Raw genomic sequence first — 24,771 nt, 5'->3', positions numbered from 1 at the left:
TGTGGGATATTGGAAACCCTAGAAAGGGGGAGTATCGTTTCGTGGAAGATATTTTTACCCGTGGAATCGTGTTGGAACAGCATAAAGAGCCAGCTCTTTCCCGGAATTTGCAGGAATTTACCAGCCCAGGCCCATCGGCTTTGATGGAGCGGGAACCAGCTGCCGACCCCGATGCCCTGACCGCAGAGGAGATCATCACCATCGCCAAGGAGGCGGGCATCATCGATGAATCTGACGGCATGCCGCTGTGGGAGAAGCTCCGGCAGGGCAGAAGCCAGGGAATTTCCGTCCTGGCAGTGGATGCCATCGACGACGAGCCCTATATCTCCAGCCAGCTCTGCCCAGCCATCCAGCTGGGGGATCAAATGGCGGGAGGGGCGCGCCTGGCTCAAAAAGCCCTGGGCGCCCAGGAGAGCTTTGTGGCCATTTATAAGCACCTGATGGATGTGGAAACCAAAATCCCCCAGGAGATCGCTGGACTCCCCGTCCACCGGATCACCGGGGGCTACCCTGCGGAATACCGGGCGAACCGACAGTTGCAGGATAAAAACACCCTGCTGCTGGGGGCCTGCGCTATGATTCACCTTTGGCGGGCCGTTTACCAAAACCGGAAACAGGATACTTGTTTTGTCACGGTGGCCGGCAACTGCATCGCCAACCCAATGAACCTGGAAGTCACCATCGGCATGACAGCTATGCAGCTTCTGGAGCGGTGCGGCCTGGCCCAGAACCCCACCCGGATCGTCGCCGGTGGTTCGATGATGGGCTACGGCGTGCTGGACCCGGAGAAAACTTTGGTGGGCCCCACCACCCGGGGGCTCATCGCCTTCCGGGAGTACAGCAAGCATGTGGGGTACACCTGCATCGGCTGCGGCCGCTGCACCAAGGTCTGCCCTCAGGGACTTTCACCCTATTATCTCTACCAGTTTATCACCCGCAAAAAGATGAAGTACATCGACCGGTTTGACCTGGAGCGCTGCATCGGCTGCGGGACTTGCAGCTATGTCTGCCCGGCCAAGCTGGACCTTTCCACCATCATTTTCACCGGAAAAGTGGAACGGCTCGCCAAGGCGGGGAAGGAGGTCACCTATGAAACTGATGCCCAGTAGCCCGCCCCACATCCGTTCCCAGGACAGCAATGCCACGGTGATGTTCTATGTGATCTGCGCCCTGGGGTCCCTCTATTTTATGGGGACCTTCTTCTACGGCATGCGCGCTTTGGTTCTGGGGGTTCTTTCGGTGGTCACCTGCCTGGCGACCGACCTGCTCTGCACCCGGCTGGCAGGGCGGAAAATCTGCCTGTGGGATTATTCCAGCATAGTCACCGGCATGTTGATCCCCTTGTTTATGCCTGCCTCCATCAGTTATTGGATTGTGGTTGCGGCAGGGGTGTTCGCCATTGCAGTGGCCAAGCATCCCTTCGGCGGTTTGGGGCAGAATATCTTTAACCCGGCTGCGGCGGGCATCGCCTTTGCCACAGTTTGTTTCCCAGTGGCAATGTTCACTTACCCTGCCCCTATGGGAAAGCTGGCCCTTGACCCAGTCCTCACGGTGAAAGCGGCCCAGTCCGCCGCCCAGACGCTTCAGCTGGGGGGGATTCCCAAATTCAGCACCATGGAGATTTTCCTGGGCAGCATGCCCGGCTCTATGGGAGCCACTAACATCTTACTTTTGATTGCCTGTCTGATATGCCTTGCGCTGATCAATGTCATCGACATCAAGCCGGCCCTTGCCTTTTTGGGGGCGTCGGCCGTGTTTGCCTTGGTGCTGCCCCGGTCGGGAATGGGGGCGGTCCAGTCCATCCTGATGGAGCTGACCAGCGGCAGTCTGCTGCTGACAGCGGTGTTCCTGCTGAACGACCCGGCCACCACCCCCAAACGGGAGACCTCCAAAATTTTTTACGGGGTGCTCTGCGGCGTGGCGGCTATGCTTTTCCGCCGGGCGGGGGGCTACGAGGAGACGGCGGTGTTCGCCATTTTGCTGATGAACGCCTTCTCCTTTGCCATCGACCTGAAAAATGAATCCATCCACAGCGAGGGAAGGAGGCGCCGCGTTGAAACTGACAAATCTCAGAAGGCATAGGGATGCCATGGCCCTGACCCGTGGGGTGCTATCGGAGAACCCGGTACTCCTGTGCGGCCTGGCCCTTCCCATCGCCATCATGGGTACGACCAGCCTGCGGAGCGGGGTGGCCCTCTCTCTGGCCATGTTCTGCTCTATGGTGCCCGCCATGTGGGTGGCCTGTGTGTTCAGCCCCCAAATCCCCAAGATGGCCCGGATGCCGGCATGCGTTGTCACCGCTATGGCAGCCTTACAGGTTGCGGCCCTGTTCATCCGGTACATCAGTCCCAGCATCTTCGACTCCATGGGGATTTACTTCCCCTTGCTGGCGGTCAACTCCCTGATGATCACCCGCGCTATGCAATACGCGCCCCAGGTCAAACCCCAGTATGCCCTTTTGGACGGGGCGATGCAATCCCTAGGATTTGCGGTGGTGGCGGTGCCTCTGTCTGCTTTCCGGGAGCTGTTTGGTTCTGGCACCCTGTGGGGGAAAGCAGTCCCGGTCCCCTTTACGTCCGGCGGATTGCTACTGCCCTTTTTTGGATTCCTTGTGGTGGGGTTTCTCTCCGCCTTTTTCCGCTGGGCAGACCGGCTGATTAAGCAATTTTATATTGTTCGAGAAAACCGGGAGGCCGCCCCGCCCCCCAAACGCCGCCGGCCGCGGCCCGCTGCAAAGGAGGGATAGGCCATGTTGCAACTGCTCGCTGATTTTTTTGTGGCCGCGCTGACGGCCATTGCCCTGGAAAACGTGGTCTTTGCCCGCGGTTTGGGGCCGTTCCATCTGGGGGAGTCCGCCCCCCAGGATTTGGTGGTGTTCGGGGCGCTGGTCACCGGCATCACCACCTTATCCAGCGTGTTGTGCTGGGCGGTGGACACCCTGCTAAAACCCTTCGGGCTGCCCCTGTATGTAAGAAGCATCGCATTTTTGCTCTGTATCTGCATACTCTATTTTGGAAGCTATGCCGGACTCGCCAAAAAGGCGCCGGGTCTCCTCGCCCAATATCAGGGGGAACTCTCCCGCGCAGCCTTCAACAGCGCGGCTTTTGGGGCTCTCCTGGTGGCTGCCTCTGAGCGGTACAGCCTGGGCGGTTGGATCGGCTTTGGCTTGGGTTCCGGCATCGGGTACACCGGCGCCCTCCTGCTTCTCTACATCGCCCAAGAACAATTCCAGATGATGGACATTCCCAAAGTGTTTAGAGGGCTGCCCATCCTTCTGGTGTATATCGGCATCATCAGCCTGTCCATCTACGGGCTGATTGGCCATCAGCTCCCCGCATAACCAAGACTGGAGGTGGAAGGTTCCATGGCAAAACCCCAGAAGATCAAACGGCATCAAAAAATCAACTGGAGCGGCCGCGGCCGCAATCGGAGGGCAACCCTGCCGGAGACGGCATTGGTGGTCGTCCTGTTGGCGGTAGTAGCCGGGTTGGGTTGGCTTTTGTACACCCCTGTATACAATTTTATCATGGGGCTTACGCTGGAGCCTTCCCAACAGCCTACCCAGTCTCAGAGCGCTCCGGAAACCCCGGAACCCTTGCCCCAGGAATCCCAGCCGGAAGAGGGGAGCTCCTCCCAGCCAGAGGAAAACCATCCCCCAGTGACGGTGCTGGGGGAGATCCGTGGGGTGTATATGCCCGCCGCCTACCAGCAGAGCGACCTGCTCGCAGACCGGTTTTTGGACAGCCTCCAGGGGTCGGATATCAACGCAGTACTGGTGGATTTGAAGGATGCCAATGGCGTGGTCCATTACCAAAGCAGCTTGGAACAGGTGGCGGCAAACGGCGCCCAATCGGAACAGGCTGTGGATGCGGCCTGGCTGGTGAAAAAGCTCAAGGACCGGGGCTATACCCCCATCGGCCGGGTGTCCGCTTTCCAAGACAAGACCGCCCCCCGCTCCATGGCGGACAGCGCGGTGAAATACCAGGGCACCCAGACCAACTGGATTGACAATTCCCTGCAGAACGGGGGGAAGCCCTGGCTCAACCCTTATAGCCTGGATGCCCAAAACTATATCTCCGACATCGCTTATGAAGCGGCGGAAAAGGGATTTGAGATCATCATCCTGGATTCGGTCCAGTTCCCCACCGGCTACAGCTTGGAGTTGGCCACCTATGGGGACACCGGCGGCAGAAGCCGGCAGGAGGTGCTCACCCAGTTTGCTGACCGGGTGAGCGAACGGCTAGCAGGCCGCGATTGCCGGGTGCTGGTCCAGGTGTTCTCCGGCACCATGCTCACCGGCGACGCTTACGGGGAGGACCCGGCAGCGCTGATCCGGGACCGTGGGGTCATCGACCTGTCCCCCGCCATGCTGGGCGCTTGGTTCCAGCTGGGGGAGGAGCGGATCGAAAACCCGGTGCAAAAGCCCTATGAGATCGTCAATTTCCTCTTGGAGCACATAGGGCCTCAGGCGGGGACTATCGCCATCCTACAGGATTACACCGCCTCCTGGCTGGCCGGCGAACCCTATGGCCGGGCCCAGGTAGAGGAGCAGTTGCGGGCTTTGCGGGACAATGGGCTCAACAGCTATATCCTATACGACCCAGAGGGAACCTACGATTTAAAATAGCGCAGCGGCCGGGGGCGGCAAAACCCCCGGCCTTTTTATGCCCCGGCACCTTGGTTTAGAAGATGAAAATGAGGGACGCCGGGGAAAGCTTTTGACCTGCCACAACAGCTGTGATACAATAATCGCAAAGCAATTATTGGGGAAGAAAATTGCTTTTTGCCACACAGCGGCAACGCAATTTTGAGGGGCCGCACCGCAATTCTTACAGTTTATGAAGATTTTGTGGTATATTAAAGTTAGAAAGAGAATCTATACGAACAATGGCATTGATTGATAGGAGGTATTTATCATGGCAGTTCCAACCCCGCACAACGCGGCGAAAGCCGGTGACATCGCATCCACTGTCCTCATGCCCGGCGACCCCCTGCGGGCCAAATTTATCGCGGAGACCTTTTTGACCGATCCGGTCTGCTACAACACCGTCCGGGGGATGTACGGATACACCGGGTATTACAAAGGCAAGCGGGTCTCAGTCCAGGGCAGCGGCATGGGGGTGCCCTCCATCGGCATCTACTCCCATGAGCTGTACAACTTCTACGGGGTCGAGAACATCATCCGGGTGGGCTCCGCCGGCGCCATCGACCCCAGCTTGAAAATGCGGGACCTGGTCATTGCCATGGGGGCCTGCACCAACTCCAACTATGCCGCCCAGTATGAGCTGCCGGGCACCTATGCCCCCATTGCCAGCTATTCCCTGGTGGAGAAGGCGGTAAATGCCGCCCGTGCCCGGAACCTGCCGGTCAAGGTGGGCAACGTGCTGTCCAGCGACATCTTTTACGACGAGTCCGCTCCTCTCCTGAAATGGCAGAAGATGGGAGTACTGGCGGTGGAGATGGAATCCGCCGGCCTCTACATGAACGCCGCCCGGGCGGGCAAGAATGCGCTGACCCTGCTGACCATCTCCGACTGCCCCTTCACTGGGGAGGAGACCACCGCCGAGGAGCGGCAGAACACCTTCACCCAGATGATGGAGATCGCTTTGGAAATAGCGGAATAACCGAAAGGAAGAAACCAATATGAAACGGCTGTTTTTAATTGTGCTGGACAGCTTTGGCATCGGCGAGCTACCCGATGCGGCGGAGTATGGTGACGCCGGGAGCAACACCCTGGCGGCCATTGCCGCTTCCCCGGAATTTGACACTCCCAACCTGAAAAAGCTGGGCTTTTTCAACATTGATGGGGTAACTTGTGGAGAAAAAGAGCCCGCCCCCACCGGCTCCTATGCCCGGATGGCAGAAAAAAGCAAGGGCAAGGACACCACCATCGGCCACTGGGAGATCGCCGGGATGGTCTCGCCCCGGCCGCTGCCCACCTACCCCGACGGCTTCCCCTTGGAGGTCATCGAAGAGTTTGAGCGGCGCACTGGCCGAGGGACCCTCTGCAACAAGCCTTACTCCGGCACCCAATTGATCCTGGACTACGGGCGGGAACACGAGAAGACCGGGTCCCTCATCGTCTACACTTCAGCAGACAGCGTGTTCCAGATTGCCGCCCATGAGGAGGTCGTCCCTCTGGAAGAGCTCTACCGGGATTGTGAAATCGCCCGGGAACTCCTCCAAGGGGAGCACGGGGTGGGCCGGGTCATTGCACGTCCGTTTGTGGGGCAATACCCCGACTACAAGCGGACCAGCAACCGCCACGACTTTTCCCTGATGCCCCCCCGGGACACCATGCTGGACCATCTGCGCCGGGCGGGCAAGGAGACCATCGGGGTGGGTAAAATTTACGACATCTTTGCCGGGAAGGGGATTTCCCGGTTCACCCGCACCAAAGACAACGCCGACGGCATGGAACAGGCTATCGCCTTGGCAGGGGAGGACTTCGAGGGCCTCTGCTTTGTCAACCTGGTAGATTTTGACATGGTCTACGGCCACCGCAACAATGTGGATGGTTACGCCGCTGCGGCCACTGCCTTTGACCGGGATCTGGCCCGCCTGATGGGGAAACTCCGGGAGGGGGATGTAGTCATCCTCACCGCTGACCACGGCTGTGACCCCTCCACACCCAGCACCGACCACAGCCGGGAATACACCCCCATGGTGATCTTCGGCGACCGGATCAAAGCCGGGGTAAACTTGGGCACCCGGCCCACCTTTGCGGATATCGCCGCGACAGTACTCGACTATCTGGGGGCACAGGGGGAGACCGACGGGACCTCCTTTCTGCCCCAAGTGCTGCGGTAAGGGGGATGAAAATGGAGTACCAGCCTTTGATTGAAGCAGCCCTGGCAGCCCGGGAATTTGCCTATGTGCCCTATTCCGGGTTTGCGGTGGGTGCCGCCCTTTTAACCAAATCCGGCAAGGTGTATACCGGCTGCAATGTGGAATCCGCCTCCTATACCCCCTCCAACTGTGCTGAGCGCACAGCGGTGTTCAAGGCGGTCTCGGAAGGGGAGCGGGAGTTTTTGGCCATCGCCATAGCTGCCGGCCCGGTGGGGGAGAAGGCCCCTCTCTCCCGGTATGTGTCCCCCTGCGGGGTGTGCCGGCAGGTGCTGCGGGAGTTTGACAAAGGTGACATGCAGGTAATATTATGCAGGGATGTGGAGGATTTTCAGGTCCACACCCTGGCAGAATTGCTGCCTTTTTCCTTTGCAGAGGAGGATATGGGGCGTTGAATTCGTCCCAATTCCCTATAAATTTCATTGATGCAATAAGGATTTTGGATAGATTTTTAAAATGACAAACGGTTAAATTTTAGTAAAAATCCTGTAACTTTCTTGCAAAGATTCCTGGGATAGGGTATATTGGTAATAGTCGTGAGACGTGAAAACCATTCCAAACAAATGGAGGTAAACGGAAAATGAAAAAGTTACTTGCAATCCTGATGGCGTCGGCCATGGTGCTGACGGTGGCAGGCTGCGGCGGCGGTGGGAATTCTTCCTCCACTGGCAGCGAGTCTTCCAGCACCCCCGAGGGCGGCGAGGAAGTCAAATTCTCCTCTGCCATGGTCACCGACGTGGGCGGCGTAAACGACCAGTCCTTCAACCAGTCCGCCTGGGAAGGCCTGCAGACCGCTCAGAAGGACATGGGGATCGAGGTCAAGTATATCGAATCCAAACAGGAAGCAGAGTACGGCCCCAACCTGGAAATCCTCTCCGATGAAGGTCACGACCTGATCTGGGGCGTTGGCTTTATGCTGCAGAGCGCTGTTATGGATGCGGCGGCCAAGAACCCCGAAACTATGTATGCCCTGGTGGATTCCGACTTCGGTGCGGATGCCCCCAAAAACACCATCGGCGTTCTGTTCCGTGCGCAGGAGCCTTCCTTCCTGGTTGGCTACATCGCCGGTAAGGTCACCGAGACTGACAAAGTCGGCTTTGTGGGCGGCATGAAGAGCGAGACCATCGACCAGTTCGAGTACGGTTTCCGCGCCGGCGTCGCCTATGCGGCAAAAGAGCTGGATAAAGAGATTGCCGTTGATGTGCAGTATGCCAACAGCTTCGGCGATTCTGGCCTTGGCAAATCCATCGCCCAGAAGATGTATGCTGAGGGCTGTGACATCGTCTTCCACGCGGCGGGCAACGTCGGCGTCGGCGTTATCGAAGCCGCCAAAGAGAACGACAAATGGGTCATCGGCGTCGACCAGGATCAGAACCATCTGGCTCCTGACAACGTGCTGACTTCCGCCATGAAGATGGTGGGCAAAGCCATGAATATCGTCATCCAGGACATGATCGACGGCAAGGATCTGGGCGGCCAGACCCTGGTGTTCGGCATCAAAGAGGGTTGTGCAGGCATCGCTCCCACCTCTGAAAAGAATGTTCCTGAGGATGTTTTGGCCGACACCATTGTCCTGGAGGAGAAGATCGTCTCCGAAGAGATCGTTCCTCCCTACAGCGAGGATACCTTCAACGCGTTTATCGAATCCTTGGCCAAATAATTTCACGTTTCAAAAACAAAGGCAGGGGGCCGGTGGGTCCCCTGCCTTTTTGTGTGCTTGGTCATCCTTTCCAACAGGAATTTCATCAAAAGCAATAGATTTTTGCCGCAAGATCAGGTATACTGAATACAGAATACGGGGAAATTCTTCCGGCTTTTGCCGGAATAGGAGGAGGAATCAATTTGGAGCAGGATGCGAACCGTTATGCGGTACAGATGAAAGGCATCTCAAAATACTTCGGCTCGTTCTGCGCCCTTGACCAGGTGGATTTGGAGGTTCAAAAAGGCACCGTCCACGCCCTGTTGGGGGAAAATGGAGCGGGTAAATCCACCTTGATGAATGTGTTATACGGCCTTTACCAGGCGGAGGAGGGCGAAATCCTCATCAACGGAAAACCGGCGCAGATCACCAGTCCTAACAAAGCAATTGAGCTGGGCATCGGCATGGTACACCAGCACTTTATGTTGGTGGAACCCTTTACCGTAGCCCAGAACATCATCCTGGGCAGTGAGAAAACCGGTGCTTTGGGCACCATTGACACCAAGGCGGTCCGGCAGGAGATTTTGGAACTGAGCGAGAAATACGGCCTCTTGGTGGACCCTGACGAGAAAATAGAGGACATTTCGGTGGGGATGCAGCAGAGGGTGGAGATCCTCAAGGCCCTCTACCGCGGGGTGGACATCCTTATTTTGGATGAGCCCACCGCCGTCCTCACCCCCCAGGAGATCCACGAGCTGATTGAGATTATGCACAAGCTGGTGGCAGATGGGAAAACCATCATCATCATCACCCACAAGCTGGGGGAGATCAAGCAGTCCTCCGATTGGTGCACCATCATCCGCCGGGGGCAGTATATCGACACGGTGAAAGTGTCCGATACCACCGAGGAGGAACTGGCCTCCAAAATGGTGGGCCGGGCAGTCAACCTGCACATTGAAAAAGGGGAGGCCCACCCGGGGGAGGAAATCTTCCGGATAGAAGGGCTGACTGTCTCCGACAGCCGGGGGATCGACAAGGTTAAAAACCTATCCCTCTCGGTGCGCCGGGGGGAAATTCTGGGCGTGGCTGGCATCGATGGAAATGGCCAGAAAGAACTGGTGGAGGCCATTACCAACCTGGTGAAAGCCAAGGGCGGTACCATTTCCATTCTGGGGCAGGAGATTCAGAACACCACCCCCCTGAACACCATCAACCACAAGATTTCCACCATCCCCGAAGACCGTCACAAACACGGTTTGGTGCTGGATTTCACTGTGGCGGAGAATATGGTGCTGGAAAATTACCACAAGGCGCCCTTTTCCAAAAAAGGGGTGCTCCAACTGGGCGCGATCAACAAATTCGCTAAGGAGCTGATTGAAAAGTTCGATGTGCGGCCCACCGGCTGTGAAGGGCAATTGGCCCGCGGCCTTTCCGGCGGCAACCAGCAGAAGGTGATCATTGGCCGGGAGGTGACCAACGACCCTGACCTACTCATCGCAGTACAGCCCACCCGGGGCCTGGACGTGGGCGCCATCGAGTATGTCCACCGGTCGTTGGTGGAACAGAGGGACAAAGGCAAAGCGGTGCTGCTCATCTCCCTGGAGCTGGATGAGGTCATCGACCTCTCCGACCGCATCGCCATCATCTATGACGGCTCCATTGTGGATGTCATTGACGCCAAAGGAGCAGATGAAAACGAAATCGGGCTGAAAATGGCAGGAGGTGGAAAGTGATGGACACTGTGCAGAAATGGCTGAAAAAACCCCTGACCTCCATCGTCATCTCCATTGTTCTGGGGTTTGTAGTGGGGGCTGTGGTTCTCTCAGTGGCGGGGTATAACCCCCTTGAGGCCTATGCCGCCATGTTTCGGGGCATCTTTTCCAAGCCCAAATACATGGCCCAGGTGGTGATCAAATCCACCCCCCTTATCCTCACCGGCCTGTCGGTGGCGTTCGCCTTTAAAACCGGCCTCTTCAACATTGGGGCAGAGGGCCAGTACATCATCGGCAGCGTGGCCGCCGTTCTGGTTGGCGCCAAGCTGAGCCTCCCTCCGGTTCTCCATTTTTTGGCGGTGGTTCTGGCCGCCATGGTGGCCGCTGGGCTGTGGGGGTGCTTTGCCGGCTTCCTCAAGGCTAAATTCGGCATCAACGAGGTCATCACCTGCATCATGCTCAACTGGATCGCCTTGTACTTCAACAATTTTATGATCCAGATGCCCTGGCTGAAAAAACCGGGAGCGGAAGCTTCCTACGAGGTGCAGCGCTCCGCCTGGTCCATGGTGCTGGGCAACTACAAGGCCACTGAGGAGGGGCGGCAGGCTCTTTTGGCCAACCCCACCTTGGCGGATGTGGTGTTAAAAACCGACCTCAACTACGGGATTTTATTCGCCATTTTGGCGGCGTTGCTGGTCTGGTTCGTCCTCAACCGCACCTGTAAGGGATTTGAACTGCGGTCGGTGGGCTTCAACAGCGACGCGGCCCGGTTCGCCGGGATCAACGTCAATCGGAACATCATGCACTCCATGTTTATTGCCGGGGCCTTAGCGGGCCTGGCAGGGGCCTTGCAGATGACCGGCGTCATGCCTCACCGCATCAGCATGCTGGCGGCCCAGGAGGGCTATGGCTTCGACGGCATCTCGGTGGCGCTGATCGCCAACAGTTCCCCCATCGGGTGCATCTTCTCCGGGCTTTTGTTTGGCGGGTTGAAATACGGTGGTTCGGCGATCCAGTCCACCACCGGGGCTCCCAGCGAGGTCATCAACATTGTGATCGGCACCATTGTGTTCTTCATTGCGATGTCCACCATGTTCCGCGTCCTGGCGGACAAACTGGCAAAGAGAGGGGGAAAACGCCATGCTTCTCACACTGACTCTGGCAATTAACATCACACTGATGTACTCCGCCCCGCTGATCTTCACCTCCTTGGGCGGCGTGTTGTCCGAGCGCTCCGGCGTGGTCAACATCGGCCTGGAGGGGATGATGGTCATCGGCGCCTTCACCGGCGCGGCGGTGGGTTATTTCTCCCAAAACCCTTGGCTGGGGTTCTTGTGCGCTGGGTTGGCCGGCGGGTTTTTGGCCCTCTTCCACGCCATCGCCTGCGTCAGCTTCCGGGCCAACCAGACGATCTCCGGCGTGGCCCTCAATTTTATCGGCTTGGGCGCGGCCCTCTTCCTCTCCCGCATCTTCTTCGATGGGGCGACTATGACCAAGCCGGTGCCCAATAAGATGCCCAAAGCCTTTACCTGGCTTTTGGGGGATACAGAGAACCAAATCCTGCGAAACTTAAATGTGGACATCACCGTCCTTCTTGCTATGGGTATTGCGGTCCTTTTGTGGTTTATCCTGTACAAGACCAAATGGGGCCTGCGCATCCGTGCAGTGGGGGAACACCCCGCGGCGGCGGATACCCTGGGCATCAACGTCTACCGCATCCGGTACATTGCGGTGATCCTCTCCGGCGTGTTGGCCGGGTTCGGCGGTGCGGCACAAAGCTTAGCGGTGGTTTCCATCTTTTCCCCCACCGTGATCAGCGGCCACGGATTTATCGCCTTGGCGGCGGTGATCTTCGGCAAATGGACCCCCCAGGGGTCGGTGCTGGCCTGCCTGCTTTTTGGCTTCGCCCAGGCATTGGTGGTGCTTTTGGGCGGCGGGACGGTCAACATCCCGCCCCAGCTGCTGTCCATGTTGCCCTATGTGCTGACCATTGTGGTCCTGGTGTTGTTTGTGGGACGTTCGGCGGCGCCAAAAGCCAGCGGCACCCCCTATGAAAAGGGTGTCCGGTAGGGAATTTGAAACGCGAAAAAGGCCGCCGGGGAGCCTCACTGGCTCCCCGGCGGCATCCTCATTGCTTCACTTTTTGGGAGGTGTTTTGCATGCGCATGTACGATCTCATCCAGAAGAAACGGGATGGTGGTATACTGACTGAGACGGAGATCCGTTTTTTGGTGGACGGGGTGGTGGATGGCTCCATCCCCGACTACCAGCTGGCTGCAATGATGATGGCAATCTACTTCCGAGGCCTCAACCCAAAGGAGACGGCAATCCTCACCGACGCCATGGCCCACTCCGGAGACGTGGTGGACCTCTCCTCCATCCAGGGGGTCAAGGTGGATAAACACTCCACCGGTGGGGTGGGGGATAAGACCACCCTGGTCATCGCCCCCATTGTAGCCTCCTGCGGGGTGCCAGTGGCCAAGATGTCCGGCCGGGGCCTGGGCCACACCGGCGGCACCGTGGACAAGATGGAATCCATCCCCGGCCTTCGCACCAGCATGGATCAGGGGGAGTTCACCCGCATTGTCAACCAGGTGGGGGTCTGTGTGGTAGGCCAGTCCGGCAACCTGGCCCCCGCGGACAAAAAGCTCTACGCCCTGCGGGATGTCACCGCCACGGTGGAGAGCAAGCCCCTCATTGCGGCCAGCATCATGAGCAAGAAGATCGCCGCCGGGGCCGACTGCATCCTCCTGGATGTGAAGACCGGCTCGGGGGCGTTTATGAAGACGGTGGAGGATTCTATCGACCTGGCCAAGATTATGGTGGAGATCGGCAGCCACGTGGGCCGCACCACCGCTGCGCTGATCACCGACATGGACCGTCCTTTGGGCCACGCGGTGGGCAACTCCCTGGAGGTGGTGGAGGCCATCCACACCTTGCAAGGGATGGGCCCCGCCGACTTGACCCAGGTCTGCACCCAGCTGGCCGCTGGCCTTCTGGAGCTGGCGGGCAAGGGGGGCCATGAGGACTGCGTAGAGCTTGTAAAAGAGGCGGTGTCCTCTGGCCGGGCGCTTGAAAAATTGCGGGAGATGGTACAGGCCCAAGGGGGAGACCCCAGCTACATCGACCATCCGGAACAATTCCCCAGGGCGGCAGTGGAGTATGAGGTCCGCTGCACTAAGGGTGGGTACATCACCCACATCAACACCCAGCAGGTGGGCATTGCCTCAGTGATGCTGGGGGCTGGCCGGGAGGTCAAAGACGCCCCCATCGACCACAGCGCCGGCATCCTTCTCTACAAAAATATCGGCGACCGGGTGGAGGAAGGGGAGCCCTTAGCCCTCCTTCTCACCGGCGATGGGAAGAAGGCGCGGGAGGCAGAAAAAACCTTGTTGGCGGCGCTCTCCGTCGGGAGGGAAAAACCGGTAGTGCCTCCTCTGATCCACGCGAAGGTGGATGGCTCCGGTGTCACACGGTACGAAGAGTAAATACTATTTGTAGAATTAAATCAAGATATGACAATTTTCCGAGGGTTGCTGCGCCATCCAGTCGGAAGCAGTTTCTTTGGAGAGGGGGCCGAATATGGCGGCAGAAGTTGTTTTGGGGAATGTCATGGTGGACTGCGGCGACGAGCAAAGCCTGCGGGAATTCTATGCCTCGTTGCTGGGGTGGGAGAGGTGCGAACTCTATGGACATCCCGCAGTGCGAAGCGGCGGCGTGGTGTTTTTGTTCCAGCAGCTGGAAGGGTATACCCGCCCCATCTGGCCGGAAGAAGAGGGGAAGCAGCAAAAACAGATGCACTTTGACTTCCAGGTGGAAGACCTTCCCCAGGCAGTGGAGAGGGCCTTGTCCCTGGGCGCTGTAAAGGCGGGGGCTCAGTTTGGGGGGGAGGACTTTGTCACCCTGCTGGACCCTTCGGGGCATCCCTTCTGCCTCTGCCGGAAATAGGGCCAATAAAAGAGGCATCCCGCTCCCATAGGGGCAGGATGCCTTTTGTTTTTGCATTATTCGGCGGAGCCCTCCGCAGGGGCGGGCATGCCATCGGGGATTTCCTGGGACTCCTCTTCTACAGAAGGGGTCTCGGGATTCTGGGCTTCCTGTGGGGCGGCAGCCTCCACCACCTTGCGGATCAAGCCCATAGGGGTCTGCTGGGTGGACTGGCCCAGGGGGTTGTCCTTCAGAATCTTGCAGAGCCAATCCCGGTCCATGTCCGGCGAGGAGGTGCCCAAAATCTGCCCCTCCAGGTCGTTGATATCGGTGATGGCCACTGGCGCACCCATCCGGTCGCTGATTTCCTTGGCCACTTTGTCTGGGTCGGCGGGGCCCAGCACCACATACTCGTTGTAAGGGGGCAGCGTGTAGTCACAGGGGCCGTCGATGGAGCGGGCTTTGTACCCAGCTACTTTGTAGAACCAGCCCCGGATGCCGAACAGCTTGCCCACAGCGGATACCGCCGCAGCGAATAGGATGCGGATGGTGCCGCACTCCTGGAGGGCCATCTCCATGGTCTCTGGGATGCCAAGGCCGATGCCATAGGGGGTTTTCAGCACAAATTTGCAGAGGAATTTGGCCAGGGGGCGGGGGTGGATATCCTTCATGGGGATAGCCCGGCGCTGGGTACAGGCCACCGCTTTTTCGGTGATGAAGATGATGTCCCCCGGCTGGAGGGAGGGGGTGACATATTTTTCCACAACATCCAATATGTTGTCCTGATCGGTGATGACATGGGTGCGGATGCACAGCCGGCGGTAATCGGCCCCATCCACGGTGATGACTTCATGTTTGCCGTCGTTGACAAGGTAACTCATAGGGATTCAACCTCCAGAATCCCGCGGTCAAGCGGGTTATTGATTGGATTTAAGATTGTGCCAGTTTGGCGTTCTGCACACACCAGACGGTGATGGTGACCACAACGATGCCGCAGCCGATGAGGGCGGTGACACTGGGGCGCTCCCCCATGACCACAAAAACCCACAGCGGGTTGAGCAGGGGTTCCACCCCGGCCAGCACAGAACAGATCAATGGGGAGCATGTCCGGCTGGCGATCCCGTAAAACACATAGGGAAGGCCCAGCTGGAACACCCCCAGGATGAGGATGCTGGCCACCGAGGTCGTGGTAAAGGCCGGAGGGTCTAAAAATAGGAAAGGTGCGCCGCACAGGGCGGCAAACAGCTGTCCCAACAAGATGCCGCTCATGCTGTCGCTGGCGGTTTCGCACCGGGCGGAGTTTAAGAACAGCACTGCCAGGAAGAAGCCGCTGAAAAGGGCCAGCAGATTGCCCAAAAATCCACCGGCATCCATGCCGTCCAGGAAGGAGAGGGCCACTCCAAAGAAAACGGTGCCCACCAAGAAGAGATCCCGGCGGGAGAACTTCTGGTGGAGGAACAGGGAGCTGAGCAGCACCACAAACACCGGGTTGGTGTATTGGAGAACCACCGTGTTGGCGGCAGTAGTCAGCTTGTTGGCGGTGACATAGCAGAAAAACACCGAACACAGGGCGATGCCGCTGACGATGGACCGGCGGTTGATTTTTAAAGAAAGATGGGCCAGCTTCATGTACACCATCAGCACCGCCGCGCCGATCAAGCTGCGCGCCCCGGCAATGAAAAAGGGGTTCCAGTCGATGAGTTTGATAAACAGCCCGCCGATGCTCCACAAGAAGGCGCAAGCCAGCATGTAGAAGATGCCGCGGGATTGGGTTTGGGACAAGGGGCACACTCCTTTTCTGAGTCCATAGGCAATGCCCTTTGCACCGGATGGAGGCAAAGGGAGTTTCCTATGTGATTTTACCGCAATTTGGAAGGTAAATCAAGGAAAGCAGGAATAAAAGGAAAAGAAAAGTTCTCAAAGGCGGTTCTATCCCTATATTTGCCGGTTTCCGGCGGAATCATGCGGGGCAAAGGGCCGTTTGGGCACAAAACCTCCTCCCTTCCGCCGCCGTGGGAGGGAAGGGGATTTTACCCTTCAGAGTCTGGGGGGAAAACAAGGGGGAGAAAGGCGAAATTCTTGGAAATTCCCTTGCGATCTACCAAAACTAGGCTATAATAATAGATAGTCTGTACAATTAAAGGAGACAATCATGGTTTTTGCCAACTTATTTTTCCTCTGTTTGTTTTTTCCGCTGAATTTGGCGTTTTATTATTCTTCCCGGAGCCTCACCTATCGAAACGCGGTTTTAGTGGCTTTTTCCCTGTTTTTCTACGCCTGGGGCGAACCGGTGTGGATCACCCTCCTGCTCTTTTCTGCGGCCATCGACTACTTCCACGGCCTGTATGCGGAAAAATACCGGGGCACCCCCAAGGCCAAACGGGCAGTGATCTCCTCTTTGGTGCTGAACCTGGGCCTTTTGGGCATCTTCAAATACAGCGGCTTTTTGGTCAGTACCATCAACTCGCTGCTGGGCCTATCCCTGCCGGTGCCGGGATTCTCCTTGCCCATCGGCATTTCCTTTTATACCTTCCAGACCATCTCCTATGTCATCGACGTCTACCGGGGGGAGGTCAAGGCCCAGCGGAGCTTTGGCAAGTTCCTCTTGTTTGTCTCCTGCTACCATCAGCTGGTGGCTGGGCCTATTGTCCGGTACAGCCAGGTGGCCGCGGAGATTGAGGACCGCAAGGTGACCATTCACGATTTCAGCGACGGGCTGACCCGGTTCTGTTTGGGCCTTTCCAAAAAGGTGATTGTGGCCAACTACGCTGGCAGCTTAGTGGGCCGGTTTATGGATGGCGACCTCTCCACCCTGTCGGTGGCGGGGGCGTGGTATGGCATTATCCTGTTTGCACTGCAAATTTACTTTGACTTCTCCGGCTACTCCGACATGGCCATCGGCCTGGGGCGAATGTTCGGCTTCCACTATGCGGAAAACTTCAACTACCCCTACATCTCCACCTCTGCCACCGAGTTTTGGCGCCGGTGGCACATGTCTCTGGGGGGCTTTTTCCGGGATTACCTCTATATCCCTTTAGGGGGCAGCCGCCATGGAGCGGCCCGCACCTACATCAATACCTTCATTGTCTGGTTTGCAACCGGCCTGTGGCATGGGGCCAGCTGGAACTTTGTGCTTTGGGGCCTGTTTTACGGCTTCTTGATTATGATTGAGAAAGCATTCCTCCTCAGGGCCTTGGACCGGCTGCCGGCGGTGTTTTCCCATCTGTATTTCCTGGTGGTCATGCTCACCGGCTGGGTGTTCTTCTACTTCACCGACATGAGCCGGGTCTGGGCCTACTTAGGGGTGATGTTCGGCCTGTCCGGCAACCCCTTGGGGGATGTTTCCACCCGCCTTCTCTTCTTCAACAACATCTTCTGGTTCCTATTGGCTATTGCCTTCTGCCTGCCCTTGGTGCGGTGGTTTAAACGGTATTTCTCCAGGCTGGAAAGCCGCAAGCAGGACATTCTCTTGTATGTGCAGCCGGTGATGAATGTCATTCTTCTCATCGTCTGCATCGCCCAGCTGGCGGGGCAGAGCTACAACCCATTTCTGTATTTCCGCTTTTAAGGAGGGAGAGCCATGGCACATTTTTCTCACAAGCGCCGGGCGCGCCGCGCCCAGGAGGAACCGGAGGATTACCCGGTCCTGGCCTCCGCCCTCAACATCGGCCTGTGTGTGGGCCTGCTGGGGCTGTTTGGGGTCCTTTCCCTCGTGATGCCCAAGCCCACTGTTTCGGAGTTTGAAAAGNGGGGGCGGGGGTGGATATCCTTCATGGGGATAGCCCGGCGCTGGGTACAGGCCACCGCTTTTTCGGTGATGAAGATGATGTCCCCCGGCTGGAGGGAGGGGGTGACATATTTTTCCACAACATCCAATATGTTGTCCTGATCGGTGATGACATGGGTGCGGATGCACAGCCGGCGGTAATCGGCCCCATCCACGGTGATGACTTCATGTTTGCCGTCGTTGACAAGGTAACTCATAGGGATTCAACCTCCAGAATCCCGCGGTCAAGCGGGTTATTGATTGGATTTAAGATTGTGCCAGTTTGGCGTTCTGCACACACCAGACGGTGATGGTGACCACAACGATGCCGCAGCCGATGAGGGCGGTGACACTGGGGCGCTCCCCCATGACCACAAAAACCCACAGCGGGTTGAGCAGGGGTTCCACCCCGGCCAGCACAGAACAGATCAATGGGGAGCATGTCCGGCTGGCGATCCCGTAAAACACATAGGGAAGGCCCAGCTGGAACACCCCCAGGATGAGGATGCTGGCCACCGAGGTCGTGGTAAAGGCCGGAGGGTCTAAAAATAGGAAAGGTGCGCCGCACAGGGCGGCAAACAGCTGTCCCAACAAGATGCCGCTCATGCTGTCGCTGGCGGTTTCGCACCGGGCGGAGTTTAAGAACAGCACTGCCAGGAAGAAGCCGCTGAAAAGGGCCAGCAGATTGCCCAAAAATCCACCGGCATCCATGCCGTCCAGGAAGGAGAGGGCCACTCCAAAGAAAACGGTGCCCACCAAGAAGAGATCCCGGCGGGAGAACTTCTGGTGGAGGAACAGGGAGCTGAGCAGCACCACAAACACCGGGTTGGTGTATTGGAGAACCACCGTGTTGGCGGCAGTAGTCAGCTTGTTGGCGGTGACATAGCAGAAAAACACCGAACACAGGGCGATGCCGCTGACGATGGACCGGCGGTTGATTTTTAAAGAAAGATGGGCCAGCTTCATGTACACCATCAGCACCGCCGCGCCGATCAAGCTGCGCGCCCCGGCAATGAAAAAGGGGTTCCAGTCGATGAGTTTGATAAACAGCCCGCCGATGCTCCACAAGAAGGCGCAAGCCAGCATGTAGAAGATGCCGCGGGATTGGGTTTGGGACAAGGGGCACACTCCTTTTCTGAGTCCATAGGCAATGCCCTTTGCACCGGATGGAGGCAAAGGGAGTTTCCTATGTGATTTTACCGCAATTTGGAAGGTAAATCAAGGAAAGCAGGAATAAAAGGAAAAGAAAAGTTCTCAAAGGCGGTTCTATCCCTATATTTGCCGGTTTCCGGCGGAATCATGCGGGGCAAAGGGCCGTTTGGGCACAAAACCTCCTCCCTTCCGCCGCCGTGGGAGGGAAGGGGATTTTACCCTTCAGAGTCTGGGGGGAAAACAAGGGGGAGAAAGGCGAAATTCTTGGAAATTCCCTTGCGATCTACCAAAACTAGGCTATAATAATAGATAGTCTGTACAATTAAAGGAGACAATCATGGTTTTTGCCAACTTATTTTTCCTCTGTTTGTTTTTTCCGCTGAATTTGGCGTTTTATTATTCTTCCCGGAGCCTCACCTATCGAAACGCGGTTTTAGTGGCTTTTTCCCTGTTTTTCTACGCCTGGGGCGAACCGGTGTGGATCACCCTCCTGCTCTTTTCTGCGGCCATCGACTACTTCCACGGCCTGTATGCGGAAAAATACCGGGGCACCCCCAAGGCCAAACGGGCAGTGATCTCCTCTTTGGTGCTGAACCTGGGCCTTTTGGGCATCTTCAAATACAGCGGCTTTTTGGTCAGTACCATCAACTCGCTGCTGGGCCTATCCCTGCCGGTGCCGGGATTCTCCTTGCCCATCGGCATTTCCTTTTATACCTTCCAGACCATCTCCTATGTCATCGACGTCTACCGGGGGGAGGTCAAGGCCCAGCGGAGCTTTGGCAAGTTCCTCTTGTTTGTCTCCTGCTACCATCAGCTGGTGGCTGGGCCTATTGTCCGGTACAGCCAGGTGGCCGCGGAGATTGAGGACCGCAAGGTGACCATTCACGATTTCAGCGACGGGCTGACCCGGTTCTGTTTGGGCCTTTCCAAAAAGGTGATTGTGGCCAACTACGCTGGCAGCTTAGTGGGCCGGTTTATGGATGGCGACCTCTCCACCCTGTCGGTGGCGGGGGCGTGGTATGGCATTATCCTGTTTGCACTGCAAATTTACTTTGACTTCTCCGGCTACTCCGACATGGCCATCGGCCTGGGGCGAATGTTCGGCTTCCACTATGCGGAAAACTTCAACTACCCCTACATCTCCACCTCTGCCACCGAGTTTTGGCGCCGGTGGCACATGTCTCTGGGGGGCTTTTTCCGGGATTACCTCTATATCCCTTTAGGGGGCAGCCGCCATGGAGCGGCCCGCACCTACATCAATACCTTCATTGTCTGGTTTGCAACCGGCCTGTGGCATGGGGCCAGCTGGAACTTTGTGCTTTGGGGCCTGTTTTACGGCTTCTTGATTATGATTGAGAAAGCATTCCTCCTCAGGGCCTTGGACCGGCTGCCGGCGGTGTTTTCCCATCTGTATTTCCTGGTGGTCATGCTCACCGGCTGGGTGTTCTTCTACTTCACCGACATGAGCCGGGTCTGGGCCTACTTAGGGGTGATGTTCGGCCTGTCCGGCAACCCCTTGGGGGATGTTTCCACCCGCCTTCTCTTCTTCAACAACATCTTCTGGTTCCTATTGGCTATTGCCTTCTGCCTGCCCTTGGTGCGGTGGTTTAAACGGTATTTCTCCAGGCTGGAAAGCCGCAAGCAGGACATTCTCTTGTATGTGCAGCCGGTGATGAATGTCATTCTTCTCATCGTCTGCATCGCCCAGCTGGCGGGGCAGAGCTACAACCCATTTCTGTATTTCCGCTTTTAAGGAGGGAGAGCCATGGCACATTTTTCTCACAAGCGCCGGGCGCGCCGCGCCCAGGAGGAACCGGAGGATTACCCGGTCCTGGCCTCCGCCCTCAACATCGGCCTGTGTGTGGGCCTGCTGGGGCTGTTTGGGGTCCTTTCCCTCGTGATGCCCAAGCCCACTGTTTCGGAGTTTGAAAAGCGGGAGCTGGCCAAGATGCCGGAATTTTCCGCCAAATCCCTCTTTGCAGGGGAGTATACCCGAGATGTGGATCTGTTTTATTCAGACACCTTTCCCTTCCGGGAAGGCTTAGTCAGCTTTGCCTCCACTTTGGATGAGATGAAAGGCATCCGGATGGACGACCTTCGCATCCACAGCGGCGGCGCCTCCAGCAGCCAGTCAGAGGAGGGGCTCCCCGACATCCTTCCCCCAGGGGAAGGGGATGAGAGCACCTCCAGCGCCCCTAGTGTGGCCGACGATGGAGCCGAAGGGGAGTGGAAAGGGGATATGTTTATCTACAAGGGCCAAGCCCTCTCCGCCTTTGGGGTAGGGGGCAACATGAGCATGGCAGACTCCTATGCGGCCACCATCAACGCCTACCACGCCGCCCTAGGGGATTCGGTGAAGATTTACAACATCGTCATCCCCACCCATGTGGAATTTGCCCTGCCTGAGCGGTACCAGAGCATTACCCAGCCCCAAAAACCCAACATCGATTACATCTACGGCAAGCTGGACCCAGCAGTTACCGGGGTGAACATCTACGACACCTTGAGCCAGCACCGGGATGAATACCTCTACTTCAATACTGACCACCACTGGACGGCCCTGGGGGCTTACTACGCCTATGTGGAGTTCTGCAAGGCGGCGGATTTAACCCCGGTGCCCCTGTCGGATTTCACTGTCAAGACCAAGCCGGATTTCCTGGGTTCCCTGTACAGCCAGTCCCAGGATTCCCAGCTGAGGAATAACCCCGACCATGTGGATTACTATCTGCCCAGCACCCCATACCAAGCCTACCTGTACCAGCGCAACCAACCTTTTACCCCTTATGCCACCAGCCTGTTTGCCGAGTACGCCAGTGGGGTCAACTCCTATTCGGTGTTCTTGGGGGGCGACCTGCCCCTCATCCGAATCGACACCGGGGTGAAGAACGGCCGCAAAATCCTGATGGTCAAGGAATCCTTCGGCAACTGCTTCGCCCCCTTCTTGGTCAACCACTATGAACAGGTGTATGTGGTGGACCAGCGGTATTTCCAGTTGGGGCTGGTGAACTTTATCCAGGAAAACGGCATCAATGAGCTTTTGTTTATCAACAACATCTTTGCCGCCAACACTGGCATCCGCATCCAAGAGATCCGAAATTTGATGTACCAGCAGTATGTCCCCTATGTGCCGCCGGTAGAGGAGCCCTCCTCTTCACAGGAAGCCCCGCCTGAGGATGAGGAGGCTATGCCCTCCTCCCAGGAAGGGGGAGCCAATGGGGAGAACCCTTCCCAGGAGGAACCCCTGCCGGAGGAGGAAGAGGATTCGGTTTATTACGACGACGAGGAAGAGGAATAGCCCTTCTCCCCGTCCCGCTTCCAGGGGAGAAGGCCGCAGACAACCTCTGCGGCTTTTTTCCTTCCACTGCATAAGGAGGATATCCAAATGAACGCCCTGTATGAAACTACCCCCATCTCCACCCAGGAGGAGCTGCACCAGCTGCTCCAGTCCCTCTGTGACACCAAATACCGGGAGTTCCACGCCGCGTTGGTGCCCGGCCTCGATGACTTTTATGGGGTGCGCACCCCGGCGCTGAGAAAATTGGGGTCTGCCCTGTTAAAATCCGACCCTTGGGGCTTCCTCGCGGAGTGCCGGGGCCGGAATTATGAGGAGAAGATGCTCCGTGCCCAGGTGATCGGCGGGGTGAAGACCGACCGGGAAACCCTCCTGGGATTGATCGAAGACTTTATCCCCCTGGTGGACAACTGGGCGGTCTGTGATGGATTCTGCACCTACCTCAAGGCGGTGAAGAAGAACCCGGAGGCGTTTCTCCCTTATGTCACATCTTTGGTGGGGGCCGACCCGGAGCGGGAGCCCTACCGGGTGCGGGTAGGGCTGGTGCTCCTCCTCAAATACTACCTGGGGCCGGATTATTTGGAAAAGAGCCTTGCACTCTGCGATCAGGTGGAGAGCGGCCACTACTATGTCAATATGGCTCAGGCGTGGCTGGTTGCCACTGCAATGGGGGCGGATTTTGACCGCACCCTCGCCTATTTGAAGGGCTGCCGCCTGAACCGGTTCACCTACAACAAGGCGATCCAAAAATCGGTGGAATCCTATCTCGTTGACGGCGAGGCCAAGGAAATGCTAAAATTGATGCGGAAAAAGGGATGAGAAAGGGGGATTCCCCATGAAAAAGCGATGGATACGTTGGCTTGCCCTGCTAGGGGCGGCTGTCTTCCTGTTGGCGGGCTGTACCCCCAAAGGGGGCAACGGCCAAAAAAACCTGCGGATTGAATTGCTGACTCCCCGGGTGCGGCTGACTTTGGCCACTGACCAGGAGGTGGATGAAATTTCCATGAAAGGGCTTCAGCTCTTCGCGGAGAAGATGGCCACCCTCTCCGGCGGGGAGTTGATGGTGGACATTGTCACCAGCGACAACCCAGTGGAGTTGTACACCTCCGGCGAAGCCCAGCTCCTCTTTGTCCCCAGCCGGTTGCTGGAGGAGAAATCCGGCGAGTTTGCCGCCTATTCCTCCCCCTTTTATTTCCGCAGCTATGACCACATGACCATGACCCTAAACTCCCCCACCTTTCAGGATTTGGTGGAAGAGGATTATCGGGAACTGCTGGGTGGGCGGCTTCTGGCCGCCGCCTATGGGGGTTCCTCTGTGTTTTTATCCCGGAGCCGGTATTTGAGCGACATTGGGGATTTTGATGGCCTGAGCCTTACGACCGATGAAGATGAGGACGAAAACCTTGTCCTCCGGGAGATGGGGGTGAACCTTGTTTTGGCGGCAGAAGATCAGCGGATTCAAGGGTTTAACAGCGGCTTCTATGAAACCATATCCTGCCCGGTACAGCGCCTGTCTGAAATCTACCTGGCAGAGGACAGCCGCCTGTACTTGGCGGACTTCTTCTATGACCCCACTATTCTGTGGTTGTTCACCTCCCAGGAACTGTATGACACCATGGATGACCGGCTGAAGATGGTCCTCGCCGAATCCGCAGCCTATCTGGTGGGGACCATTGACGAGGGCCGTTTGGCAGAGATCGACACAGGCCGGGAAAAACTGATCCAGGCGGGGGCGGAGGTCACACGGATCTCCGCTGACAGCACCCGGAAAAAGGCCAAGGAAATCCTGAGGGCGAGCCCGGCCTTTGCCAACCGCTGGAGCTGGGAACGGTTTGACACAGTCCAGGAGATTATTCGGTAATTGTATTTTTTGTTCCTTTCCCTTGACAGAATCCATTCTTATTTTTATACTAGAGGAAAGCCATTCCCAGGTGGAATAGCCCAATTGGTGTATTTTAACACGGGGTGTCAGCCTCAAAAACAGTCAAGATCAAGAGCCGTCTCTGGAGGAGTAAACATGGAGAAATTGAGGAGATTTTCCCGGCAGCGCCAAATGGTGCTGGATGTGGTAAAGAACCGCACGAAACATCCAACTGCGGATAAAGTATATGAAATTTTAAAGAAAGACCACCCGGAAATCAGCCTTGGCACCGTTTACCGCAACCTGAATTTGCTGGCGGAGATGGGGGAGATCAGCCGAGTGGAGACCAGTTCCGTCAAGGATCATTTTGACGGGAACCAGCATCCCCATGCTCATTTTGTCTGCCGCAAGTGCGGCGGGGTGTTCGACCTGAATTTGGATATCTCCCAGCTGCTCCAGTCCGCCAAAGGGGTGGAGGGATCGTTCCAGGTGGAAGACTGTAAAGTCCTAGTTCAGGGCGTGTGTGAGGACTGCCTCAAGAAAGAAGAATAGCTCAGGTTGTTTTGAGAAAGGAGA

The 24,771-nt window shown here is 57.2% G+C and carries 24 protein-coding genes; 20 read left to right on the top strand and 4 right to left on the bottom strand.

Going from position 1 to position 24,771, the window contains the following annotated elements; all coding sequences use genetic code 11:
• Nucleotides 1-41: 41 nt before the first annotated feature.
• From BQ5353_RS03815 to BQ5353_RS03750, 14 genes are all read left to right on the top strand, one after another.
• On the top strand, nucleotides 42-1,109 hold the full coding sequence (locus BQ5353_RS03815) for a 4Fe-4S dicluster domain-containing protein (RefSeq protein WP_054330699.1): 1,068 nt from the start codon (nucleotides 42-44) through the stop codon (nucleotides 1,107-1,109).
• The gene (locus BQ5353_RS03810; RefSeq protein WP_054330700.1) at nucleotides 1,090-2,082 is read left to right on the top strand and encodes an RnfABCDGE type electron transport complex subunit D; all 993 of its coding nucleotides are present in this window, start codon (nucleotides 1,090-1,092) and stop codon (nucleotides 2,080-2,082) included. The genes BQ5353_RS03815 and BQ5353_RS03810 overlap by 20 nt, the downstream gene beginning before the upstream one ends.
• Nucleotides 2,054-2,746 carry an Rnf-Nqr domain containing protein gene (locus BQ5353_RS03805; protein WP_161802777.1) on the top strand — a complete coding sequence of 231 codons (693 nt, stop codon included), beginning with the start codon at nucleotides 2,054-2,056 and terminating at the stop codon, nucleotides 2,744-2,746. Before BQ5353_RS03810 ends, BQ5353_RS03805 begins: the two co-directional genes overlap by 29 nt.
• 3 nt (nucleotides 2,747-2,749) lie before the next feature.
• Nucleotides 2,750-3,340: an Rnf-Nqr domain containing protein gene (locus BQ5353_RS03800; RefSeq protein WP_071427346.1), complete on the top strand. Its 591-nt coding sequence runs from the start codon at nucleotides 2,750-2,752 to the stop codon at nucleotides 3,338-3,340.
• Between the two features lie 24 nt (nucleotides 3,341-3,364).
• Nucleotides 3,365-4,627 (top strand): putative glycoside hydrolase, encoded by a 1,263-nt coding sequence (locus tag BQ5353_RS03795; RefSeq protein ID WP_071427345.1) that lies wholly within the window; start codon nucleotides 3,365-3,367, stop codon nucleotides 4,625-4,627.
• Nucleotides 4,628-4,916: 289 nt separating this feature from the next.
• Nucleotides 4,917-5,624 carry a purine-nucleoside phosphorylase gene (gene deoD, locus BQ5353_RS03790; RefSeq protein WP_083386385.1) on the top strand — a complete coding sequence of 236 codons (708 nt, stop codon included), beginning with the start codon at nucleotides 4,917-4,919 and terminating at the stop codon, nucleotides 5,622-5,624.
• 19 nt (nucleotides 5,625-5,643) lie between these two features.
• Nucleotides 5,644-6,810: a phosphopentomutase gene (locus tag BQ5353_RS03785; RefSeq protein WP_071427343.1), complete on the top strand. Its 1,167-nt coding sequence runs from the start codon at nucleotides 5,644-5,646 to the stop codon at nucleotides 6,808-6,810.
• Nucleotides 6,811-6,821: 11 nt separating this feature from the next.
• Nucleotides 6,822-7,241, top strand: a complete 420-nt coding sequence (locus BQ5353_RS03780) for a cytidine deaminase (RefSeq protein ID WP_054330706.1) — start codon at nucleotides 6,822-6,824, stop codon at nucleotides 7,239-7,241.
• A 185-nt stretch (nucleotides 7,242-7,426) separates the two neighbouring features.
• Nucleotides 7,427-8,506 (top strand): BMP family lipoprotein, encoded by a 1,080-nt coding sequence (locus tag BQ5353_RS03775; RefSeq protein ID WP_054330707.1) that lies wholly within the window; start codon nucleotides 7,427-7,429, stop codon nucleotides 8,504-8,506.
• A 215-nt stretch (nucleotides 8,507-8,721) separates the two neighbouring features.
• On the top strand, nucleotides 8,722-10,218 hold the full coding sequence (locus tag BQ5353_RS03770) for an ABC transporter ATP-binding protein (RefSeq protein ID WP_071428407.1): 1,497 nt from the start codon (nucleotides 8,722-8,724) through the stop codon (nucleotides 10,216-10,218).
• A complete protein-coding gene (locus BQ5353_RS03765) occupies nucleotides 10,218-11,366 on the top strand; it encodes an ABC transporter permease (protein WP_071427342.1) in 1,149 nt (382 codons plus the stop codon). The genes BQ5353_RS03770 and BQ5353_RS03765 overlap by 1 nt, the downstream gene beginning before the upstream one ends.
• Complete coding sequence (locus tag BQ5353_RS03760) at nucleotides 11,338-12,267, top strand: ABC transporter permease (protein WP_071427341.1); 930 nt, start codon at nucleotides 11,338-11,340, stop codon at nucleotides 12,265-12,267. The genes BQ5353_RS03765 and BQ5353_RS03760 overlap by 29 nt, the downstream gene beginning before the upstream one ends.
• An 89-nt stretch (nucleotides 12,268-12,356) precedes the next feature.
• Nucleotides 12,357-13,685, top strand: coding sequence for a pyrimidine-nucleoside phosphorylase (locus BQ5353_RS03755; protein WP_071427340.1), 1,329 nt, complete (start codon nucleotides 12,357-12,359; stop codon nucleotides 13,683-13,685).
• Nucleotides 13,686-13,779: 94 nt separating this feature from the next.
• Nucleotides 13,780-14,145, top strand: coding sequence for a VOC family protein (locus BQ5353_RS03750; RefSeq protein WP_071427339.1), 366 nt, complete (start codon nucleotides 13,780-13,782; stop codon nucleotides 14,143-14,145).
• A 56-nt stretch (nucleotides 14,146-14,201) separates the two neighbouring features.
• Here the strand turns inward: BQ5353_RS03750 and BQ5353_RS03745 are convergent, their stop codons facing one another.
• Entirely contained in the window at nucleotides 14,202-15,005 is an 804-nt protein-coding gene (locus BQ5353_RS03745) for a coenzyme F420-0:L-glutamate ligase (RefSeq protein ID WP_082398457.1), read from the bottom strand.
• Between the two features lie 49 nt (nucleotides 15,006-15,054).
• The gene (locus BQ5353_RS03740) at nucleotides 15,055-15,906 is read right to left on the bottom strand and encodes a DMT family transporter (RefSeq protein WP_082398458.1); all 852 of its coding nucleotides are present in this window, start codon (nucleotides 15,904-15,906) and stop codon (nucleotides 15,055-15,057) included.
• Nucleotides 15,907-16,276: 370 nt separating this feature from the next.
• Between BQ5353_RS03740 and BQ5353_RS03735 the strand changes: the two genes are divergently transcribed.
• Entirely contained in the window at nucleotides 16,277-17,692 is a 1,416-nt protein-coding gene (locus tag BQ5353_RS03735) for an MBOAT family O-acyltransferase (protein WP_071427337.1), read from the top strand.
• Nucleotides 17,693-17,760: 68 nt separating this feature from the next.
• On the opposite strand, the gene BQ5353_RS03730 is transcribed toward BQ5353_RS03735, so the two are convergent.
• Entirely contained in the window at nucleotides 17,761-18,108 is a 348-nt protein-coding gene (locus BQ5353_RS03730) for a coenzyme F420-0:L-glutamate ligase (protein WP_071427338.1), read from the bottom strand.
• A gap of 49 nt (nucleotides 18,109-18,157) precedes the next feature.
• On the bottom strand, nucleotides 18,158-19,009 hold the full coding sequence (locus BQ5353_RS03725) for a DMT family transporter (protein WP_082398458.1): 852 nt from the start codon (nucleotides 19,007-19,009) through the stop codon (nucleotides 18,158-18,160).
• Nucleotides 19,010-19,379: 370 nt separating this feature from the next.
• Between BQ5353_RS03725 and BQ5353_RS03720 the strand changes: the two genes are divergently transcribed.
• The 5 genes from BQ5353_RS03720 (at nucleotide 19,380) to BQ5353_RS03700 (ending at nucleotide 24,747) form a co-directional block, all read left to right on the top strand.
• Entirely contained in the window at nucleotides 19,380-20,795 is a 1,416-nt protein-coding gene (locus BQ5353_RS03720) for an MBOAT family O-acyltransferase (protein ID WP_071427337.1), read from the top strand.
• Nucleotides 20,796-20,807: 12 nt separating this feature from the next.
• The gene (locus BQ5353_RS03715) at nucleotides 20,808-22,337 is read left to right on the top strand and encodes a DHHW family protein (RefSeq protein WP_054330710.1); all 1,530 of its coding nucleotides are present in this window, start codon (nucleotides 20,808-20,810) and stop codon (nucleotides 22,335-22,337) included.
• An 87-nt stretch (nucleotides 22,338-22,424) separates the two neighbouring features.
• On the top strand, nucleotides 22,425-23,153 hold the full coding sequence (locus BQ5353_RS03710) for a DNA alkylation repair protein (RefSeq protein ID WP_083386383.1): 729 nt from the start codon (nucleotides 22,425-22,427) through the stop codon (nucleotides 23,151-23,153).
• Between the two features lie 16 nt (nucleotides 23,154-23,169).
• Complete coding sequence (locus BQ5353_RS03705) at nucleotides 23,170-24,195, top strand: type 2 periplasmic-binding domain-containing protein (RefSeq protein WP_054330712.1); 1,026 nt, start codon at nucleotides 23,170-23,172, stop codon at nucleotides 24,193-24,195.
• A gap of 156 nt (nucleotides 24,196-24,351) precedes the next feature.
• Complete coding sequence (locus BQ5353_RS03700) at nucleotides 24,352-24,747, top strand: Fur family transcriptional regulator (RefSeq protein WP_054330713.1); 396 nt, start codon at nucleotides 24,352-24,354, stop codon at nucleotides 24,745-24,747.
• Nucleotides 24,748-24,771: the final 24 nt, after the last annotated feature.

Origin of the sequence: Merdimmobilis hominis (genome assembly GCF_900104615.1) — a bacterium.
Classification (GTDB): domain Bacteria; phylum Bacillota; class Clostridia; order Oscillospirales; family Ruminococcaceae; genus Merdimmobilis; species Merdimmobilis hominis.
This window is presented reverse-complemented; position numbering and strand designations above follow the sequence as displayed.